Annotated in this window: 16 protein-coding genes; 10 read left to right on the top strand and 6 right to left on the bottom strand. The window is 55.2% G+C overall.

Annotation, left to right across the window (positions count from 1 at the left end; genetic code table 11):
• Window positions 1-134 precede the first annotated feature (134 nt).
• Together FHS27_RS28480 and FHS27_RS28485 are read left to right on the top strand one after the other, a co-directional pair.
• Window positions 135-1,199, top strand: coding sequence for an NAD-dependent epimerase/dehydratase family protein (locus tag FHS27_RS28480; RefSeq protein ID WP_315854738.1), 1,065 nt, complete (start codon window positions 135-137; stop codon window positions 1,197-1,199).
• A gap of 78 nt (window positions 1,200-1,277) precedes the next feature.
• Window positions 1,278-2,405, top strand: coding sequence for an ABC transporter permease (locus tag FHS27_RS28485; RefSeq protein WP_184309451.1), 1,128 nt, complete (start codon window positions 1,278-1,280; stop codon window positions 2,403-2,405).
• A gap of 89 nt (window positions 2,406-2,494) precedes the next feature.
• On the opposite strand, the gene FHS27_RS28490 is transcribed toward FHS27_RS28485, so the two are convergent.
• Together FHS27_RS28490 and FHS27_RS28495 are read right to left on the bottom strand one after the other, a co-directional pair.
• Complete coding sequence (locus tag FHS27_RS28490) at window positions 2,495-3,202, bottom strand: hypothetical protein (RefSeq protein ID WP_184309453.1); 708 nt, start codon at window positions 3,200-3,202, stop codon at window positions 2,495-2,497.
• Window positions 3,203-3,234: 32 nt separating this feature from the next.
• Complete coding sequence (locus tag FHS27_RS28495; protein WP_246421178.1) at window positions 3,235-6,141, bottom strand: hypothetical protein; 2,907 nt, start codon at window positions 6,139-6,141, stop codon at window positions 3,235-3,237.
• 146 nt (window positions 6,142-6,287) lie between these two features.
• Here FHS27_RS28495 and argH point away from each other — a divergent pair, with 146 nt between their 5' ends.
• Window positions 6,288-7,664 carry an argininosuccinate lyase gene (gene argH / locus FHS27_RS28500; RefSeq protein ID WP_009094598.1) on the top strand — a complete coding sequence of 459 codons (1,377 nt, stop codon included), beginning with the start codon at window positions 6,288-6,290 and terminating at the stop codon, window positions 7,662-7,664.
• A gap of 87 nt (window positions 7,665-7,751) precedes the next feature.
• Here the strand turns inward: argH and FHS27_RS28505 are convergent, their stop codons facing one another.
• Window positions 7,752-8,933, bottom strand: coding sequence for a S1 family peptidase (locus FHS27_RS28505; protein WP_246421180.1), 1,182 nt, complete (start codon window positions 8,931-8,933; stop codon window positions 7,752-7,754).
• A 168-nt stretch (window positions 8,934-9,101) separates the two neighbouring features.
• Complete coding sequence (locus FHS27_RS28510) at window positions 9,102-9,767, bottom strand: hypothetical protein (RefSeq protein ID WP_184309460.1); 666 nt, start codon at window positions 9,765-9,767, stop codon at window positions 9,102-9,104.
• Window positions 9,768-10,037: 270 nt separating this feature from the next.
• On the opposite strand from FHS27_RS28510, the gene FHS27_RS28515 reads away from it, so the two are divergent.
• Both FHS27_RS28515 and FHS27_RS28520 read left to right on the top strand, forming a co-directional pair.
• A complete protein-coding gene (locus tag FHS27_RS28515) occupies window positions 10,038-10,460 on the top strand; it encodes a hypothetical protein (RefSeq protein WP_246421182.1) in 423 nt (140 codons plus the stop codon).
• 236 nt (window positions 10,461-10,696) lie between these two features.
• Window positions 10,697-11,572, top strand: coding sequence for a hypothetical protein (locus tag FHS27_RS28520; RefSeq protein ID WP_184309461.1), 876 nt, complete (start codon window positions 10,697-10,699; stop codon window positions 11,570-11,572).
• A 193-nt stretch (window positions 11,573-11,765) separates the two neighbouring features.
• Here the strand turns inward: FHS27_RS28520 and FHS27_RS28525 are convergent, their stop codons facing one another.
• Window positions 11,766-12,833 carry a glycosyltransferase family 2 protein gene (locus tag FHS27_RS28525; RefSeq protein ID WP_184309463.1) on the bottom strand — a complete coding sequence of 356 codons (1,068 nt, stop codon included), beginning with the start codon at window positions 12,831-12,833 and terminating at the stop codon, window positions 11,766-11,768.
• 106 nt (window positions 12,834-12,939) lie between these two features.
• Between FHS27_RS28525 and FHS27_RS28530 the strand changes: the two genes are divergently transcribed.
• Complete coding sequence (locus FHS27_RS28530; protein WP_246421184.1) at window positions 12,940-13,644, top strand: hypothetical protein; 705 nt, start codon at window positions 12,940-12,942, stop codon at window positions 13,642-13,644.
• 92 nt (window positions 13,645-13,736) lie between these two features.
• Here the strand turns inward: FHS27_RS28530 and FHS27_RS28535 are convergent, their stop codons facing one another.
• Window positions 13,737-14,837, bottom strand: coding sequence for a sensor domain-containing diguanylate cyclase (locus FHS27_RS28535; RefSeq protein WP_184309465.1), 1,101 nt, complete (start codon window positions 14,835-14,837; stop codon window positions 13,737-13,739).
• Window positions 14,838-15,183: 346 nt separating this feature from the next.
• Here FHS27_RS28535 and FHS27_RS28540 point away from each other — a divergent pair, with 346 nt between their 5' ends.
• The 4 genes from FHS27_RS28540 (at window position 15,184) to FHS27_RS28555 (ending at window position 19,084) form a co-directional block, all read left to right on the top strand.
• Window positions 15,184-15,585 carry a response regulator gene (locus FHS27_RS28540; RefSeq protein ID WP_184309467.1) on the top strand — a complete coding sequence of 134 codons (402 nt, stop codon included), beginning with the start codon at window positions 15,184-15,186 and terminating at the stop codon, window positions 15,583-15,585.
• Between the two features lie 64 nt (window positions 15,586-15,649).
• Entirely contained in the window at window positions 15,650-17,419 is a 1,770-nt protein-coding gene (locus FHS27_RS28545; protein ID WP_184309469.1) for a GspE/PulE family protein, read from the top strand.
• A 56-nt stretch (window positions 17,420-17,475) separates the two neighbouring features.
• Window positions 17,476-18,663: a type II secretion system F family protein gene (locus FHS27_RS28550; protein WP_246421186.1), complete on the top strand. Its 1,188-nt coding sequence runs from the start codon at window positions 17,476-17,478 to the stop codon at window positions 18,661-18,663.
• 7 nt (window positions 18,664-18,670) lie between these two features.
• Window positions 18,671-19,084, top strand: coding sequence for a type IV pilus modification PilV family protein (locus FHS27_RS28555; protein ID WP_009094613.1), 414 nt, complete (start codon window positions 18,671-18,673; stop codon window positions 19,082-19,084).
• The last annotated feature ends 6 nt before the right edge of the window (window positions 19,085-19,090 follow it).

Raw genomic sequence — 19,090 nt, forward strand, 5'->3', positions numbered from 1 at the left:
CGGTTCACGCGAAATTCAAGGTTTCACCGAATATTTTGGGTCATCAGCAGCCTCCCTATCACCCAAGCGGTGGGGGCACGTTTTTGATACAAAATCTCGCGTTAGTCTGCGTAAAAACTCATGAGGTCAACTTTGTGACGCGATTTTTGGTTACCGGAGCGAATGGATTCATCGGTCGTCACGTGGTCGATTCCCTATTGGCTGACGGGAATGAGGTGGTTGCAATGAGCAGGTCGCAGGCGGACGCGAGCGATCAAGGAGGCCAACTGCGGAAAATCGCAGGCGACGTTCGTGACGCGTCGAAGGTGGCCGAGGCGATGAAATCAGTGGATTGCGTTATTCATCTTGCCGCGTCGGTAGCGACGCGCTCGTTCGCGCTCTCGGAAAGCATTAACGTGGAGGGAACACGCGTTGTCGCGAGTGCCGCTGCATCGCTACCCGATCCGCCGTCCTTTGCGTACGTCTCTTCGCTCGCAGTGGCGGGCCCGATTCCGAGTGATCGTTCCGGGGGCGAGGGGGCCGGTGCGTCGGTGGAGACCGGGGTTACCGAGACCGATGAATGTCACCCGGTTTCGCATTACGGTCGCACCAAACTCAAAGCGGAAGGAGTTCTTCACGGGTTGGCAGGTCAACTGCCGATCACGATCGTGCGTCCTCCGTGCGTTATTGGCCCTGGTGACCGCAATCTGTTGGCTCTTTATAAGACCGTCAGATCGGGATGGAATATCGTGTTGTCCAAATCGTTCCGATATTCCTATATCAGTGTTACTGATCTAGTGCCAGGAATTTTGGCGGCGTGTGAACGCGGTGTGCGTCTCGAGACGTTGACCGCTGCAGGTCGATCTGGTCGTGGGATCTACTATCTGACCGACCCGCAAGCGGTGACCTTTGTCGAATTAGCAGAAATGATAGCGGCGTCTCTCGATGAATTTGCGATTTCACGACGACGACCGCTGCGTCACGTCCGCATCCCTCGTGCCGCCGGATGGTTTGCTGGTGGGTGTGGTGAAATCGTGATGCGCGGATTTGGCGGGCGCGTTTTTCTAAATCTTGATAAAGTTCGTGAGGGCGTCAGCGGCAGTTGGGTGTGCAATGGATCACGTGCCGAACAAGAGTTATCGTTCCGACCGTCAGCCGACTTGGCAACACGCATCATTGAAACCACCATCGATTATCATCAATCGAATTGGCTATCCTGAGCAGATTCGCTGTCACTCGCGTTTCATTATCCTTCCTGACGTTTTACTTCTGTCCTCTCACATCGTTCGGCCATTCCGATGAATTTCATAACAATGACGTATCGCAATGTGATGCGTCGCCCATTACGCAGCGGCTTGACACTCGTCGCGGTGGCATTGGCTGTGTGTGCGGTGGTATCGCTGGTCGGGATCGCGAACGGTTTCAAAGCGACGTTCATGGATTTTTACCAAGGTGCCGGAGTCGATCTGCTGGTTGTGCGTTCGGGAAGTGCCCGACGGTTGACTAGTACGCTCGAGGAATCACTCGGCGACAAGATCGCGGCGCTCGACGGAGTGGTTGAGGTCATTCCTGGCCTCGCCGACGTCGTCTCGTTTCCCGATGAAGGGTTGTACGTCGTTCCGGTTAGTGGGTTGATCCCCGAAACGCAGGTGTTCGATGCAATGGAGCCGGTCAGCGGTCGACGGTTGCTGAAAACCGATGAACGCGGTGTCATGATCGGTATTACGCTGGCCGACAGTTTGGGTAAAAAGGTCGGCGATCAAATCGAAGTCGTTGAAGAAGAACCCTATGAGATTGTTGGAATCTTCGAGAGTTTTAACGTGCTGCAGAACGGTTCGCTGGTGGTTTCGGTTGCGGAATTGCAACGACTGATGGGCCGGGAAGGTGAAGTTTCGGGATTCAGTATCATCACGTCCGATGCGAGTGACAAAGCGATGTTGGATCGCATTTCGAAACAAGTCGAAGCGATGGAATCAGAAGTGAAAGTGCGTCCGACACGTGAGCATGTGGAGTCGTTGTCGGAAATCCAGCTCGCCGTCGCGATGGCGTGGCTGACCTCGGCCGTTGCGATCGTGATTGGATCGATCGGCGTTCTCAATACGATGTTCATGTCGATTCAGGAACGAACGCTCGAGATCGGATTGCTGCGTGCGATCGGATGGACACGCGTTCGCATCATTTCCATGATTCTGATCGAGTCGATCCTACTCAGCGCAATTGGTGCCGCGATCGGGATTGCCGTCTCTTTCTTCTTGGTTTCGCTGCTGACGCAAATGCCTGCGGTGAACGGACTGATCGAAGGTCGGATTCAGCCTGCAGTGGTGATGCAGGGGCTCGTCATCGCGTTGGTCGTCGGTTTCCTTGGCGGCTTGCTGCCCGCGTTCGCTGCGTCGAAATTGTCGCCGAGCGAGGCACTTCGGCACTAGAGATTGGTGCCGTGAATCGTAAGAAGACGGATTGATCGCGGAGAGTTTTTTCGTTGGCTTTCATCTCCGTTCGTGTCGTCTTAAACGATCTATTTCAATCGACGGTAGTTGCGGATCATCGGGACGACGCCGAGTGCACTCGTTGCAATTGCGACAGCGATCAATCCGCCACGACGGTCTCCCGCGTTTCCGAACAATGCGACGGTGAGACCCGTGAAGGCGATGAAGACTAAAACCCATTTCATCACACGCCCGCAACCTCTTATCTCTGATTCGAGAAAAGATCTTTTCTCGTTCGCAATATCGACTGTATCCATGATTGCATCAGGGCTGCCGACACGTGTTTCGATTTCCTGTCGGACTAGGAATTCGTCGAACAGGCTCCAATTGGGAAACCAAACTGAATTGAAATAGTAGTCGCCGTCATTGGTTCGCAGATGATAGAGTCGCTCGCATCCACCAATGGCGGCAGAATTCGGACGCAGCACGACGTCAACGCGGGAGATCGCGTCCGCATCCATCGTGCGGTGGTTAAGCATCATCGGCGCCAGGGGGGCTGAACCTGATTTGGGCAGGCGGAACGACACACGAGGCGGATTCGTTGCCCCATCAACGGCAACGAACTGCATCGTCATCGTGATGCCGAGCAAAAAGAGAAAGAGGCCTGGCGGGACCATGATCATTCCGATCACGATCGCGACCTCAGGTTCGGGCGAAAACGCCAACAGCGTTACGAACCCGAAGAAAAAGAGACAGGTCATGAAAACGAAGATGAGCGGAAAAAGACGCATTCGCATGCGAAATGAGTTTCCGTCATTGGGATGCGATTTCACAGGCCTGCGGACGGTTTGGGACGCACGCGAGCGATTTCAATGACAGCATCCGCTACGAGGCGATTGGCATACTGGGTCACGGTCGCGTCAGCGCCCCGGAACCACTGCATGATCGGAGCCTGGTAACTCAGCGGAGGCATGGACGGTGGCACTCGATTACCTTCGCCCCACGCCGTGCTAACCCAATGCGGTCCGGCGGATGACCCCGCAATATGCGGGAGAGCTTGATAGGTTCCCCCGAGTGCACATTGAACTTCACCGCCAAGTATCAGGTTGGCTTGCTCGATGGCGTTCTCTGGTGCGCAGCCGAGCAGATTACTCAGTGATGCCAGGAAGTCAGCACCGGCGGCGCTGGTCGCCGATGCGCGTTGATAGAGATATTCATTGACCCAACCTTCGAGTTCGCTGCCACGAAGGTTGCCAATGTGGGCGCGTACTTGTGCCGAGTCACTGACTTCTTCGGCAGCGATTTGAGGCACCGTCTGGTTTAGGATTTCAGGTTGGAACGACAGGATACTGAATTCACCTCCGGTGTAACGAAAAATACCGCCGAGCAAACGGCTCATGTTCGGGCCGATAGGTTGTCCGCGACCGAGACCGAGAGGCAGACGGTCGAGCGTTCCGGGATATGGCCAGGCGCCGAGATAGCCGGGCAGTGTTTTGAGAGCTTGGTAGCTGCCGAGGATTCCATCGAACGCCTCCGGTTGTGGGGGATTGGAATCCTTGATCGCAGCAAAAAGATGGGTCGGCGGTCCGAGCGTGTCGCTCGCCACGTGAGCCTGCAAGGCGACAATGTCATCGGGTGCGAATCGAATTGCGACCGGTGTGGGCGGACCTAGCTGTTTGGCCCACGATCCGTAGTTCTCTGGTTGCCACGGTGCGATTTCTGCGTGCACGATGAGCCGCTCGCGGAGTTCGGTCTCTTGCACGCCCGGTGAACCATCGGCGCCAGCGAGCGGCTCAATGAGTTCGCGTTTGACGCCAACGAAGATGGGATCAAAGCTGCGGAATTGTTGCCCGTACGCTTCTGAAATCTCTTCGAACCATCGAGCCTCGGTCGCCGTGACAGACTCCACCGGGCTGTCCGGAATCGGCAGAAAGGAACCTCGCGCACCTCGCCGCGTGTCGAGCACGCGATCGCCGATCGTGAATACTCCGCTGCCGTCGGGCCGCTCGCCAAATCCTACCGGGAGGTAACCGGCGGCGACGAGAGGTTCGATATCTTGGATGGGAGTGTCGCTTCCTGGTGCCGTTTCATTCTGACCGATCGACCGAGATGCCGCCGCCACGCGTGCCAGATGGACCATTGCGATGTCCGCTTCGGACTGCATCCGCCGACGAAGTTCGATGAGGTATTGAGGCGAAAGCAATCCCTGCAACATTTCAGGCGAGAAGTACGCAAAGATCGTGTCATCGAGACTGAGCGGGTGAAGTGTTCGGGCTAATCGGAACGCATCGGTCTTGCCGAGTGACTCGCCCGTACTTCCGACTTCGAGAAAACGTTCCGCGATTGTCTCACTGTTGGTGATGCAGATGAAATCATCTCGTTCGACCATGAAAGAGCGGATCGAGTTGTCGGTCGAACGCATCAACGTTCCTTCGCCGTTTTCCAACTTGACATTCTTCAGTGTGATCTCGTCGGATGAATTCGCCAGCGTCATGCGGTCATTGTTCAAACTCGATCGCAAGAGGAACGTGTTGGTCGGCTGAAAGACAACGCCCATCGCCGCACCGTCTTGAAGATACAGGTCACGTCCAATGATGGCTTGGTCGGTGATGATGGTTGGGCCCAACATCCGGCCCATCGCTGTCATTTGAATTCCGAGTTGTTTCGTCAAACGAGCTGACCCATCGTTAGACAAGCCGCTGAGCGTGATCATTCGCGAGATGTCGCCGCCGTGTTCGTCGGTGAGATCTTGGAACCACAAATAGTTTTCGAATTTGCCATAGCGGATGTAGAAACATTCCGGTGGAATGTGATCGGCGAGTGGTTCGATTTCCGGTTGCGGCGCTGCCGGATCGATGGGATGTGTCGTCGGCTGCCACGCGATCGGGGCCGGCAATGGTAACGCGGCAACGTCGGTCGACCCGTTCGCCGTGATGGCGTCGAGGTCACGTCCTGCGGCAGCAGACGCGAAGACACGATCGGAAACCTTGGCGGCTCCCCCGATCCAGTTCAATGTCATCAATAGCGGATCGTCGTTTTCGTCGTCGTCAGACTTTCCGTACCAATTTGGCAATGGCAGTCCGGTCCGTCCGGATAGCATCCCAACTAAATAAGTCTGTACCCATGGCGGTGTGTCGGTGGCGTCGATTTGTTCTTTCGCCTGGTTTGTAAAATCGGTCCACCACTCGGTCAGCAGTCCCTGGCGAAGATTTGCGTCGTTAACGGGCTGAATGTCGAACGTGCCGACCACTCCGTTTCGGTCAACGACTTGCACCGAGAAGGGCTGGTCGCCTTCGAAGAGGAACGTGATTCGGCGGGCAACGGTTTCCATTCGGTCTTCGTCCCCGCCGGCAATTTCGCGGATCAGATTACCGACACGTCCGAGTAACCGGCCCTGGCCCAACCGGGGAAGAGGCATCTCCGACGGCATTCTCGCAGCTCTCGACTGCACATTCTCGCTGACGACGAAAAAGGTTGGTGAAGGCGATGCGGCTAGGCCCAGCGGCGGCGGACCGTTACCCAGGACCGGGTTGCGGAGCGGGATCTCGATCGACGCGATCCCGTACGGGGCGCCTGAGGCGGCATTCACCAACGTGGTCGCCCGTGCCGGCGGTGCAAATGTGATGTTCTGTCCCGTGGCAGAAACGGCCGTCGCGAGCAGCATCGCCAACGATCCCCAGGAGGCGAAGGCAATCGAAGAAAACTTGGGCGCCGTTGGCCAGCGTTGAAATAACATGGGAGCAAAGTTCTGAGGGAGAAATTTGGTGACGGGCGGGCTCGGATAGGCAAACGTCCGGTTTTCAGCGAAAGCGGATTGAGCCATCTTAACCCAACTACAGGCAATCGCCTTCATTTCGACCCACACCCGTTTGAAAGTCAACCGTGGCCAGTCCCTCCCGCAGCGGCGTGTTCGCCGCCGAAACCGACCAACGACTCGAAGCCTACGCCGAAAGCATTACTTTCGATTCGCGTTTGTACCAGCAGGACATTCGTGGCTCGATCGCTCACGCCGATATGCTCCGCAGTGTGGGTTTGATCACTGAGGAGGAATTTGTCCAAATTCGCGATGAATTGGAGGTGATCCGCGGACGGCTCGATCGAGGTGAACTGCCGCTGCGATTTGAACTCGAAGACATCCACATGCACGTCGAGCAAGCCTTGATCGACGCGACCGGTGACGTGGGCCGAAAACTGCACACGGCCCGTAGCCGAAACGATCAGGTCAGCACGGATATTCGGATGTGGATCCGTGAGTCGCTCGACACGATCGACGAATTGTTGCTCGGTCTGCAGCGTGCGTTTCTGAGTCGCTGTGACGATGACTTTGATGTCATTTTGCCCGCCTACACCCACCTCCAGCGGGCTCAACCGGTTCTCGCCCCGCACTACTGGCTGGCCTACATCGAGAAGCTCGAGCGGGATCGTGGAAGGGTTGCTGATTGCCGGGCTCGCGTGAATCAGTCGCCGCTCGGCATCGCCGCAGTCGCCGGCACGACACTGCCGATCGATCGCCAGCAGACGGCAGCCGCGTTGGGTTTCGATGGCGTCACGGCCAACAGTCTCGACACGAGCAGTGATCGCGACTTCGCACTCGAGTCGTCGTTCGTGTTGTCGATGATCGCATCGCACTTGAGCGGATGGGCCGAGGAATGGATTTTGTGGAGCACCGTGGAATTTGACTTTATCGCCATCCCGCAACAATTCTGCACCGGGAGCAGCATCATGCCGCAGAAGGTTAACCCGGACACGCTCGAGCTGACTCGCGGTAAATCGGCTCGCGTGATGGGGAGTTTGCAGACGCTGATGTTGCTCGTCAAAAACTTGCCGTTGGCGTACAACCGCGACCTTCAAGAAGACAAACCGCCTTTGTTTGACGCGTTCGACACGACACGTGCGATGTTAGAACTCGCGACGCCGATTGTCGCCGGTGCGAAACTCAAACGCGAGTCGATCGCCGCTAGGATTGAGAAAGGCTACCTCGACGCGACGACCTTAATGGAATGGATGATCCGCAAAGGCATGCCTCAGCGAACCGCTCACCACCTCGTCGGCGCGATTGTTGGTGCGGCTATGGAGAAAGGCGTCCCGCTCGCAGACCTGTCGATCGAAACTCTCAAGGGGCTCAGCCCCGAGATCGACGAGAGCGTGTTCGATGTGCTGGGAACGAAGAATGCGGTCGCCGCCTTCTGCAGTGAAGGCTCGACCGCACCTGAACGAGTTCGCGAGCAGATCGCGGTTTGGAAAGAACGCTTGGCGTAAACTCGGCTGATGTCCCTAATGCCGTTTTGATGACGCGGCGTGCTTCGGTACTGCATGCGTCCATGCCGTGTGCTTCGATTGCGTTGCTTACTTCGAAAGCCATGCGGCGAGTGTTTCCGAGGAAGATGTTTTTTCCTCTTTCGGTTTGAGCTGGCCGTTCATCGCACCGGCGATTCTCGCGACGTATTCAATCGTCCCCGAAAGAGCTTCGTCGGATGCGGTCGCGTCGAGCTTGGCGACGTAGAGGATAAGGTATTCGTCGGAGTTGTTCTTCTCGACCGCCCATCCACCGATCTTGGTCGCCGAACTTTGACGCATCAAACGCATCATCAGTTCGCCGGTGGGTTCGTCTTTGGATACCGATACCAGCGACCAAACTTTTCGTACGTCCGCCCGTTCGAAGTATTCCGTGTCTTTGGCAACGAAAACCGTTTGGGTTTTCCCCGATTTCAGTTTTCGCTCGACTTGATAGTGGCCGGTGGAGTGAACCGTGTGTTCGAGGTCGGCGTTTTTCAGCAGCGTTCCGGTTGCCAACGGCGCGGGCTTCCATGAACTGTCCATGAACGCTTTGATTTCGGAAATGTCGACGCAGTAGCTAACTAAATTGAAATTGGGCGAGAACGATTGTGCGATCGCGACGAGTTTGCCTTGGGCGTTGACGACGGGGCCGCCGCTGTCACCTGGTTTGATCGGTGTCTGAGTCTCCACGACTTTGAACTCATGTTTGCCGTGATCTGAGTTGAACTTCTTTTCGTAAACCGATCGAACCGTGCCGCTGGTGTAGACCCACAGCACGTCTGAACCACCCGGGTTACCGATCAAGTCCACTTTGTCGCCGGGCAGGATGGATTGCGTGGCTAAATCGATGGCTTTGGCACGTTCGGGAACCTCGCTCAATTCGATCAATGCGAGATCGCGTTTGCGATCAACCGCAACAATCTTTCCCGGCTTGGCCAGCTTGAGAACTTGGTCGAGGTAGCCCTTTCGTTTGACGGCAGGTTGTCCATTCTTAATGTCAGGGAAAAACACAACTGCCGAACGACTGTCGCCGACAACGTGGGCGTTGGTCAACACGAGTCGTCGTTTGGCATCGACAAACACGCCGGTGCCAGTGCTGGTTTCGTTGTTACTGTTGGCGGTGATAATCCAAACGGTCGAAGGCAGGACCTTCATGTAATTGTTGGTGGCACTGTCGGTCGAGTCGTCGGCCAGGACCGAAGGTGCGGCGAGCGTTAGGCTCGTGATCGCGACGGCGATGACAGGGAACATTCGAGAGAAGAATCGATGTATGCCATAGCGAATTGCACGAATTGGGTTCTTGCGACGGAGCATGATTTCACCTTGGGCGGTTGAGTGTGAGACGTTGGTACGGTGCGGAGTCTGTGACTGCAAGTTTTCCAAGCGGATTGCGAACTCATTTGTTACAGCAAAATCCGCCTAATTTTTGCGTTGAAAATTCAGCTTAACGGTGCCGAGCGACATCGTGACGTTTTCTGAATCAGACCAGGCGATGTCGGCCGTCAACGCAGCGGTGTTCTCTCCGCTGAAGACCAGACGATTTCCGTCGGTTTCGAATGTGCCTTTGGATACGGAAGACTTTCCGCTTCGCAGATGCACGAGCAGGAATTGCTTCGCCGAGGTGAACGCGATCGCGAAAACATCACCGTTGGTTGCCGTCGCCGCCCATTGCCCCACCAGAGAAAAGGACGTCGTTTGCGAGTTTGTGGCTGCTTTTCGGTTCGGTTCGGCGGATTGTGGCGTGGGCGGTTGAGGCACGGCGACGGGTTCGGGAGTGTTTTTGATCGCTTTGGACGATGACTCGACGGGTTTGGAGCCGGTTGGCTGCGACGTGGCCGTTTCATTTATGGAGATGGACGGTTCTGGAGAAGCGAACAGAGCTGCGATTCTCGCGGCTCGCTCGCGTTCGGCTGTACTGAGCGGAACGGCTTTCTTGGTTTGGCTCGACTGGGGCTTCGTGTCGGTGAACACGGCGTCCATCGCGACTTTCGAAAACAGCTCGTCGCCCGCTCGGGCGGAGGTTCCAGGAAACAAACAAAGTGAGCATTGGAAAGTAATGATCAGGATCGCGGTGCGGGATCTCATGGGATTTCTCAGTGGGCAGGTGCGTGGATCGGGTCGCGCACGTACGCACATGCGCGTCTTCTATGTCTCACCTAGCGTCGAGAAACGCGGGGCGTTACGGGATCGGCGGAGTTTCAGAAATGTTTTTGAGTTTTCTCGGTAACACCTCTGAAACACCGACGCTTGGCCTCTTAGTCACAAGACACACGGCAACGAACAACACCGCGGCAAACGCCCGTTGCCGAACTTTCAGACCGCCGCACACCAATTTCCTTTCACGGAGAAAGAACCATGTCGAAACGAAACCTTCTTGCTGCTCTCCCAATGTTCCTGTTCGCTGGCCTCATGATGAGCATGACCGCCGGAGCCAACGACGATCTGTTGTCACGTTTGGCCTCGTCCGAGCTCGATACCTCGGCTCAAGTCGAACCGGGTGGGGACATCGACGATGCGGACTTGGGGCAGGCTGACGTCGACGCGTTGCTCGGCGAAGGTGAAGAAGCGACGGACAGCGAAGAAGCGATCGCAGCGTGCTACCGTCGATTCGGACGCAGCTACGGCTATCGCAGCTACGGATACTCTTCCTACCGGTACTCGAGCTACTACACCCCGACCTATCGCACGCACTACCACTACACCCCGAGCTACTACTACACGCCCGTAACGTACAGCTACTACACCCCTGTCTACACGAGCTACTGGGGATGCTGGTAAGCCAGGCCGTTTCCAATCAGGCGAGTGTCGAAAAGCAAGCTCTGCCTTCCGATGAATCTCTCCCCGACTGCGGGGAGAGCATGTTGGGCTGAAAGTTCAATGATCGGCCCTCACGACCACAGAGCCCGGACCAACCGATCGATCGGGGAGTCCGGGCTTTTTTTAGAGCCTCACTGTGCTCCTATCCAACACAAACAACCTCCTGTCCAACACAACCCAATCACGAGTACCATCCGATGCGCCAATCAACGTCCACCGTCAAATTACTCAATGTTGCGATTCTGTTTATCGCCTCACTCGCCATCAGTATGGTCGTTTGTAACGGCCAAGACCTCTCACGCAGTGACCTGCTGAGCTGTTCATCAGATTGTTCGCATGTGATCGACCTGATTCATCGTCATGGCGTTAACCAGACATGCGATACCGCTGGCGACGGGCAATTCGTCGCGCCGTCCGCATACGGTCCGGTATTCATTCCCGCATGCGAAACGGGCGACCTTTCCATCGTCAGTGTTCACCAAATCGCCGAAATCGATGACGGCTGCGGTCCCAAGTTCGCTGTCGTTATTTCGAACTGTAGCACGCGTTGTGTTGAAGGTTTTTCCGTGACCGCGGTCGGCACGTTGGGACGAATTCACTGCTTCAGTCCTTGCACGACGGTGAAGGTCGAAAAAATCCATCCGAACGAATCGTTGCAGGTCGAGTTGACTCTACCGATCGAAGCTCTCGCGATGGGCAACCGCAATGGACAGGTAATCGGATTCCAACGGCTCGTCATCGCGATCGATAGTTTTGATGAGTTTGTCGAAACCGACGAAGCCAACAATATCAAAGCCTACTGTGCTTCGACGCTGCCGTTCCTTGAAGTTCAGTCGAGCGTCACCACCGAAGTCGTGCCGTCTCAGGAACAAGTCTCTCAGAGTGTCTCGGTGGATACCACGTCCACTCAGCAACTCGAAACGACTCAGCCGCTGACTGCTCAACCTGCCGAGCAAGCGAGCGTGAACGACACAACATCGTCTGCGGTAACCGAAGAATCCGCCGACGCATTACAGAACGCGTGGCAGCAACTCAACACCGAGACGTCGGCTGATGTCGCGAGCGAAGGATGATTTGTGACCTCAAAACCGGCCGAAATGCGAGCCAGTCGATGGGCAAGCGACGCGTTTCCAAAACATCTCTTTTCAAGATCAGCTCAGCTGATCCGAGAGAACCAAGTGTCGAGGAATCTCCGTCAATTGCCGGTTACCTGATACGGTCTGGTCAGATCGCTACGATTGAGGAACGTGGCAGCACTAGATGGTTTTAGGCAGACGCATTCGGCTTAGGCATGCGTCGCACGTAACGCGACATCAAACGGGCAATCGAACCGAAAGTACGCGGCGATAATCTTGCGGTCGGATCTTTCATCGCATCAAGTATGATTTTTACAGAAGACGTCGTCGGTGATGCCTCGAAATCGTCGAGTATTTCAATCAGGTGTTGATTCCATGGTTCTCTGCGTCGACCCATTCTTGATGCGGCAGCGAGTCGAGGTGTGAGACTGCGTTCAAGTTTGTCGCGAATGCGAATGTTTTCACGCTTGAACTTGTTGTCCGCTGCATCGAACTTGTTTGTTTCGACAATCGTTTTAGATTGATCGTGCAATCGAAACATCGCGCCGGTGGATTGAGAATAGATAACCCGCGGGTGATCGGCCAAGTAGCGTACGATCAAATCCCAGTCAAATCCATAGTTGAGAGAACGGTCGATCCCACCGCACGCGGACAACGCATCGACGCGAAACCAGAGCCCCGGTTGGCTGAAAGAGTATCGGTCACAACGTAACATCGCTAATGCGGTGAGATTGCGGTTGTACATTCGGTGATTGGAGTCCACTGGCGGATTGCCATTGGCGTCTTCCACGCATACTTCAAACGCATACATATCTGCAGAACGTGGAAACCTCTTAGCTAATTCCCAAAGCGTGCCCGGTTCCAGTCGATCATCGGAATTGATCCAGTTGAAAATTTCCCCGGTCGCAATGTTCAGGCCTTTGCAAATCGCGTCCGATTGACCGTCATCCTTTTCGCGTATGACGTGAGTGATGCAATCAGCGTATCGATCGAGTATCTCACCGCTGCAGTCATTGCTCCCTCCGTCGACAACGATGTACTCCAGATTTGGATAGCCTTGCAATAGCACCGACCGTATCGTTTCTTCGAGATACTGTCCTTGATTGAAACTCGGTGTGATCACCGTAATTCGGGGACACTGCTTCGTGCTTGCTTGCTGGGATTTTAAATTGCTGTCGCCACCTGCGGGGTGGTCTGCCTTCCCTTCCCAGGGCCATCCGCTCTGCTGTTCTAGTGGCGATGGGATTGAAGGCATCATTGAGTGTCTCGAAACAAATCTGGAAGGACGGTTAACCAGTGACCGAATACCGACGATTAGAAACAGTTGACTGGCGCACAAAGAGCGACCAAGATCAACGCTGTCAATGCGATGGTACTCCAGCGGACGCAGTTTCCCTTATTTTGATGTCGTTATTATGAATATTGATGCGAAATTTGATCGTAACGGAGGCTCGTCGATAAGAGCCACTTTACCCAATTCGTTAATTTTGGTCATTGCTTTGATGACGCTCGTTTGGGGTGGTTGCTCCAAGGAAGAGCTCAAAAAGGCTTACGATGATGCCAAATCAAAGACTGAAGACATTGCGACATCGACTAAGCAGAAAGTGGATACGGCGGTGTCATCGACCGTGACCGCGATCGAGGAAACCCTTCCTGAATCAGGCAGCATCACGGTGCGAGGAAGTCTGCCGATCGAGAAGACATCGAAAGCGAGTCTGGAGGTGATTTCAATTGGGGATGGTCGCCCGAATGTGGTTCAGGTTCTCAGTTACGATCCCGAGCAACAGCCGATGACGCTACCCGCCGTGATGTTGCAGGGGCCGACGGAAGTAGAATCGGCACAATCTCTCGCGGGCAAAAGTATTGAATGTGACCTCTATTTTCAGGCGACTGAAAGCGGGCCGATCGTGATGACCAAACCGGGAGGCCATGTCGTGGTGACCTTCAACGAATTCAGCGCTGACGAGGGAACCATCACCGCCCGAATTGCCAGCGGAGATGTGGTCAGTTCCGACGAGCAAACGGTTACCTTCCTAGGTGGTGAATTCATCGCGTTGATTCGTGAGTAAATCGAATCTCTAGATCGCTATTTCTTAGACGATTAACGATGTCGATTGATTATTGAGTCGGTGCATCGTTTACGTCTGGGTGGACTTGGTGCTCAGCGATCACTGCTTCGAAATTTGGCGGACGCGACCTCCGGCCCGTAACCCACGACGCAGTTACGCCCATTTCGTTTTGCCATGTAGAGGCATTTGTCGGCTTGATCGATCATTTCGGACACGCTGTTGGCGCCAGCATTGCGGTCGACGACGCCAATGCTAACGGTGACCTGAATGACCTCATTGGTGGTCGCCGAATGGACGGAAAGGTGAGACACCGTACTGCGAACTTTTTCCCCGATGCTGCGTGCTGCATTTAAATCATGGTCAGGCAACATCACGCAGAACTCCTCTCCCCCGTAGCGGTAGACTTGTCCGACATTTTCAAAGGTGTGGAGTAGTGACGTGCCCACGCACCGCAAGACTTCATCTCCGGTTGCGTGACCGTACTCGTCATTGACTGATTTGAAGTGATCGATATCAAACATCATGCAGGATAGTGGCTTTCCGTCTTCGGTGCTGTCCTTCCACAATACGTCGGCTTGTTCGTCGAGCGAGCGGCGATTGTTGCATCCCGTTAATGCATCTTGTGTCACGAGTTGCCTGAGATGCTCATTAGATTGGTGAGCCTCTTCGCGGCTGCGGCGTACCCGTGCCAGCAAGTCCTCCATTTCGGCGCGGTAGGTTTCAACGACTGTCGCGTCACGAACTGAAATCACCATCACGTCTGGAATCGAGAGCCCGGTGATTTCGCGGACCGTAATTGCCAATAGTCGACGAGACTGGTCACTGCGTTCATAGAGCATCAATTGCTCATCGCCGACGGCAATCGGAACGCCTTGTGGGTTGGTTCGTTCCGACCGAGCGGTCCGGAGAGCGTCGTGCCAAGGACGGTTGCGTGGCATCGAACTGCACCATTTCAGTGAGTCCACGCTGCGGCCTTCGAGATGACCGTGGGAAATGCCCAGGATTTGGCAAATCGCTTCATTGGCGAACAGGATATGAAACCGTCCGTCGATAATGAAAAAGCCTTCCGGGAATCGATCCAGCACCTCTCCGAGCTCAACCGGTACTGCCACGAATCGCTTCGGCAGCATCCATCCAGAGAGCCACGAGAGCCAACTCCGTTTTGTTGGCGAATCAATCGTTGAGCGAATCATGAAGTCAGATTTTCAGGAGTGATGGCCGGCGGATTCCGGCGCGACTGCGAACATTACTCCCCCCAAAAGAAACATGGGCAATGACGCTCCTATAGGTCGAGCATCTGACATTGAGTGAGCGTGTTTGTGATCAGATAGATGGCAGGGTGTTTTGCCTGTGCCGGTTATTCAGGTTGTGCCGATGCCAAGGTCGTCTGCCGTTCAGATGTACGGAATGTGACCTTCTAACTCCCGTTGGTGCACATAACGGTGACCTAGCCTTCAACGCATTCTCAGACCAACCCAAGCGTGGAGTCCGGCTGCATCAAACCCATTCAGTGTCCGAGATCATTGCTCGATTCAGAACATGTCCGATTCCAGTATCCCACAACTGTTGCTCGTCGAACCCGAAACGATTTTGGCTGATTTGACAGCGTTTCGTTTGGAACTGCTCGGCTATGGAATCGAGACGGTTTCCGAAGGCGGGCAGGCCAAAGATCGGCTTCGTCGCGGGCGTTTTGATTTGATGATCGTCGACACAAAATTGCCTGAAGGCGACGGAATCGAATGGCTAACCGAATTGCGATTGGAAACGAAAGCCGAAGATCTGCCTGTGTTGATGTTTTCGCTCGACCCGAGCCTTGAAACCGTGAGAAGGGCGTTTTTGGCCGGTGCACAAGATTATTTGGTGACACCCTTTGACCCAACGGTTCTCGAAACCAAAGTCCAAATTCTGCTCAGCACGTCCGGTGGTTTGATGGCGGTCTGACCACGATCACCGACGCAATTGTCACGCCACGTTTTCCCGTTTCCTTTTATTCTGATTCCCGGCCATGCGACGTCTCGGCGATATCCTCATTGATCAACGAGTGCTCACACCAGAGCAGATCGATGCTGCATTCACGTCCAAACCACGTGGCGTCATGCTCGGTGATTGGTTGGTCAAACAAGCGTTGATCAGCAACCTCCAGCTCGGTGGTGCGCTCGCCGAGCAGTTTGGTGTTGAGTACGTCGATATCGATTTCTCGAGCGTGAACCCCCAAGTCGCTCGGTTGATGCCCGAAGACTTTGCCCGGGCACGCGAATCCGCCGCGATCGCGATCGGTGGACGTGTTTTGACGATGGCGATGGTCGCGCCCGACGATATTGAGACTATTGCCGAAGCGGAACTCATGACGGGGTATCAAATTCGGCCGGTCGTCGCATTGGCCGATGACGTCATGAATCTGCTCAACCGGGTCTATGACGACCGTGCGTTCGCCCGTCAAACGATTGTCGACATGAAATTTGCCGAACTGCGAGAGGTCGGCGAGACGAGCGAAGAAGACGAATTCGCGATGACAAGCGTCGGACAGGAAGACGCGCCGGTGGTCAAACTCGTGCAGGCGATTCTGTCGGGTGCCGTCACCGCGGGGGCCAGCGATATTCACCTCGAACCGCACAAACCGGAAATGCGGGTCCGTTATCGCGTTGACGGTGAACTGCAAGTCGCCATGACGATCCCCAATCACATCGAAGATCCCGTCATTAGCCGTATCAAGGTGATGGGAGACATGGATACGACGGAAAGTCGACGCCCTCAGGACGGTCACCTCACGGTGTACGAAAACGGTAAACGTGTCGGCTTCCGCGTCAGTGGCATCCCAACCGTAGACGGTCAGAAACTCGTGCTTCGGTTGCTCGACGAAGGGGGACAAACATTTGATCTCGCTGGAATCGGGATGCCGCCTCGGGACTACGAATCGATTCGAGGAATTCTCGACAAACCACACGGCATGTTTGTGGTAACCGGGCCGACCGGTAGCGGAAAGAGCACGACGTTGTATGCCGCGCTGGAACACCTCAACAATGACGATCGAAACATCGTTACGGTAGAAGACCCCGTCGAATATCGATTGCCTGGAATCAATCAAGTCCAGAGTGACAATGAATTCGGAATGGGCTTTGCCAATGCACTCAAATACATCATGCGGCAGGATCCAGACGTGATCATGCTCGGTGAAATTCGCGATTGCGAGACCGCCACGACCGCTGTGCAGGCCGCACTGACGGGGCACATGGTGATCAGCACGTTGCACACCAATGACGCAGTCGGTGCTGTCCAACGACTTGCCGACCTCGGTGTGGACCACTTTAAGATCGCCGGTTCGCTTTTGGGCAGTGTCGCTCAGCGGTTGCTTCGATGCGTCTGCGAAAACTGCAAACGCGAGATCCCCGCGAACTCGAACTTGCTGGACATCCTCGACCCCGAAGGCAGCGTGCCTCGCGATACAAAATTCTATCGAGGAGAAGGTTGCAAGCGATGTCTCGGTAGCGGGTTTGCTGGCCGAATGCCGATCTTCGAAATCATGCCCGTTAACTCTGAAATCACCGCCGCGATTGAAGCCGGGGTTCCGCATTCGAAACTCGAGGAAATGGCTCTCGCTGCTGGAATGCTGCCACTGCAAAAAGCCGGTCTCGAAGCCGCTCTTGCCGGGAAAACATCGCTCGAAGAGGTGTACTTCAAAACCAGTGGTGATCGTCGCACTGTGTCATCTACCCCGAAACTCGGTGGGCGTCGAGACAACGATCCTACCGTTCATGTCGAGTCGGCGGCCGGCTAAGCCAGTGCAAAATCGCTGGATAAAGAATTGAAGAACCCCATTAGTACGATCTCATCATGACATACTCACCCACCGCATTGCCACATTCTGGCACGTCGAATCGACCGCAATCGGGTACCAGCAAGCTTTCCGCTTTCTTGCAAAAGCTCAACTCGATCGAAGTCGGTGGTCCGTCGCGCAAACTGTCCAAGGGGTGCGAACCGACACGGATCGGGCCGGTTCCCCTTGCTCAATTGCTGCGTTTGTTGTTGATGTTGCTGCAAAACGGACTGAGCCTTCCCAAGGCACTCGGTTCGCTCGCGATGGATCGGTCCAACCGGAAGTACAGCCATGTGCTGCTGAAGATGCGTGGAACCATTGTCGCCGGGGGCACGATCAGTGACGCCATGGCTCGATACCCACGCACGTTCTCGTCCATGCAAGTGCAACAGATTCGTTTGGGTGAACGTAGCGGTTCTCTCGAAACGGCGATGTCTCGCGTCTGCGAACAAATGGAACGAAAGGTGGCGCTTCGTAAACGGATTATCAAAAAAATCAGTTATCCGATGCTGATCACCGTTGCCGGTTTCGGATTGATGATCTTCATGTGCCTCGTTGTCGTGCCTGAATTTGAAACGGTCTACAGCAGCAGCGGAGTTGACCTGCCGCCGGTGACTCAGTTTGTCACCGGAACGAGTCGCGTGCTGTTGCACTGGGGATGGATCGCGTTTCCATTGGTTGCCGTATTTGGCGCCCTGTGGATTGCGGGCCGTCGTCGTCCGAAAGTTGCAACGAAGATGGACGCGGTGATGTTGATGCTGCCCGTTGTCGGTCCTTGGCTGCGTGACGCCGCTGTCTTGCAGTTTGTCGAAGCGACCGCAGCGATGGTGCAGTGCGGTTACAAGCCCGTCGATGCAATCGAAGTGTCGGCTGCCTGCGTGCGGAATCGCTGCGTCCGCCAAGCAATTAACGAGATCAACCAAGGCGTTCGGCGAGGTGAAAAACTCAGCGTTGAGCTCGGCCGTTACGAGCAGTTCTTTCCCGCGACGCTATGCCAACTGATCGGCGTCGGAGAACAGTCCGGCGAGTTTTCTCGGTCGCTCGAAGGCACCTGTCATCACCTCCGAGAACGGCTCGAAAGTCGTATTGACGCCACGGTGGGAATGCTCGAACCGATCCTCACCATTTCGCTCGCCGCAATGATCGGTGGCATGGTGCTGTCGATTTACACGCCGATGTTTCACATGTTCGAAGTCTTGGAGTAGACCCACGATGCGACCTGATCAACAGTCAAACACGCAGCTTCGTCGATCGCGACACCGGCGGCGAGCCAACACGGACAGCGTCTTCGTGTCGGTTCGTTGCGGCATGAGTCTTCTCGAAGTTCTCGCCGCGGTCATCCTTTCATCCATGATCGCGATGACGGGATTGATGTTCGTACGGGATCACGGCCAAACTTCCGCTGAACGCACATGCTTGGCTCATCGGGCTCGATTGCAACAAGACGCCGAACTTTACGCCCGCGAAACCGGACGCGCACCCGACGCCAAACTCGAAGCCATCCGAAACGGCAACTACGGCGGCACCCAATTGCCTCAATGCCCGAAGCATGACAGCGTCGACACTCAAACAAACTATCGCTGGGACGGAACCAACGTCATCTGCAAATACCACCCAGGCAGTTGAACTGCA

The organism is Aporhodopirellula rubra, from assembly GCF_014192335.1.
GTDB classification, from domain to species: Bacteria; Planctomycetota; Planctomycetia; order Pirellulales; family Pirellulaceae; genus Rhodopirellula; species Rhodopirellula rubra.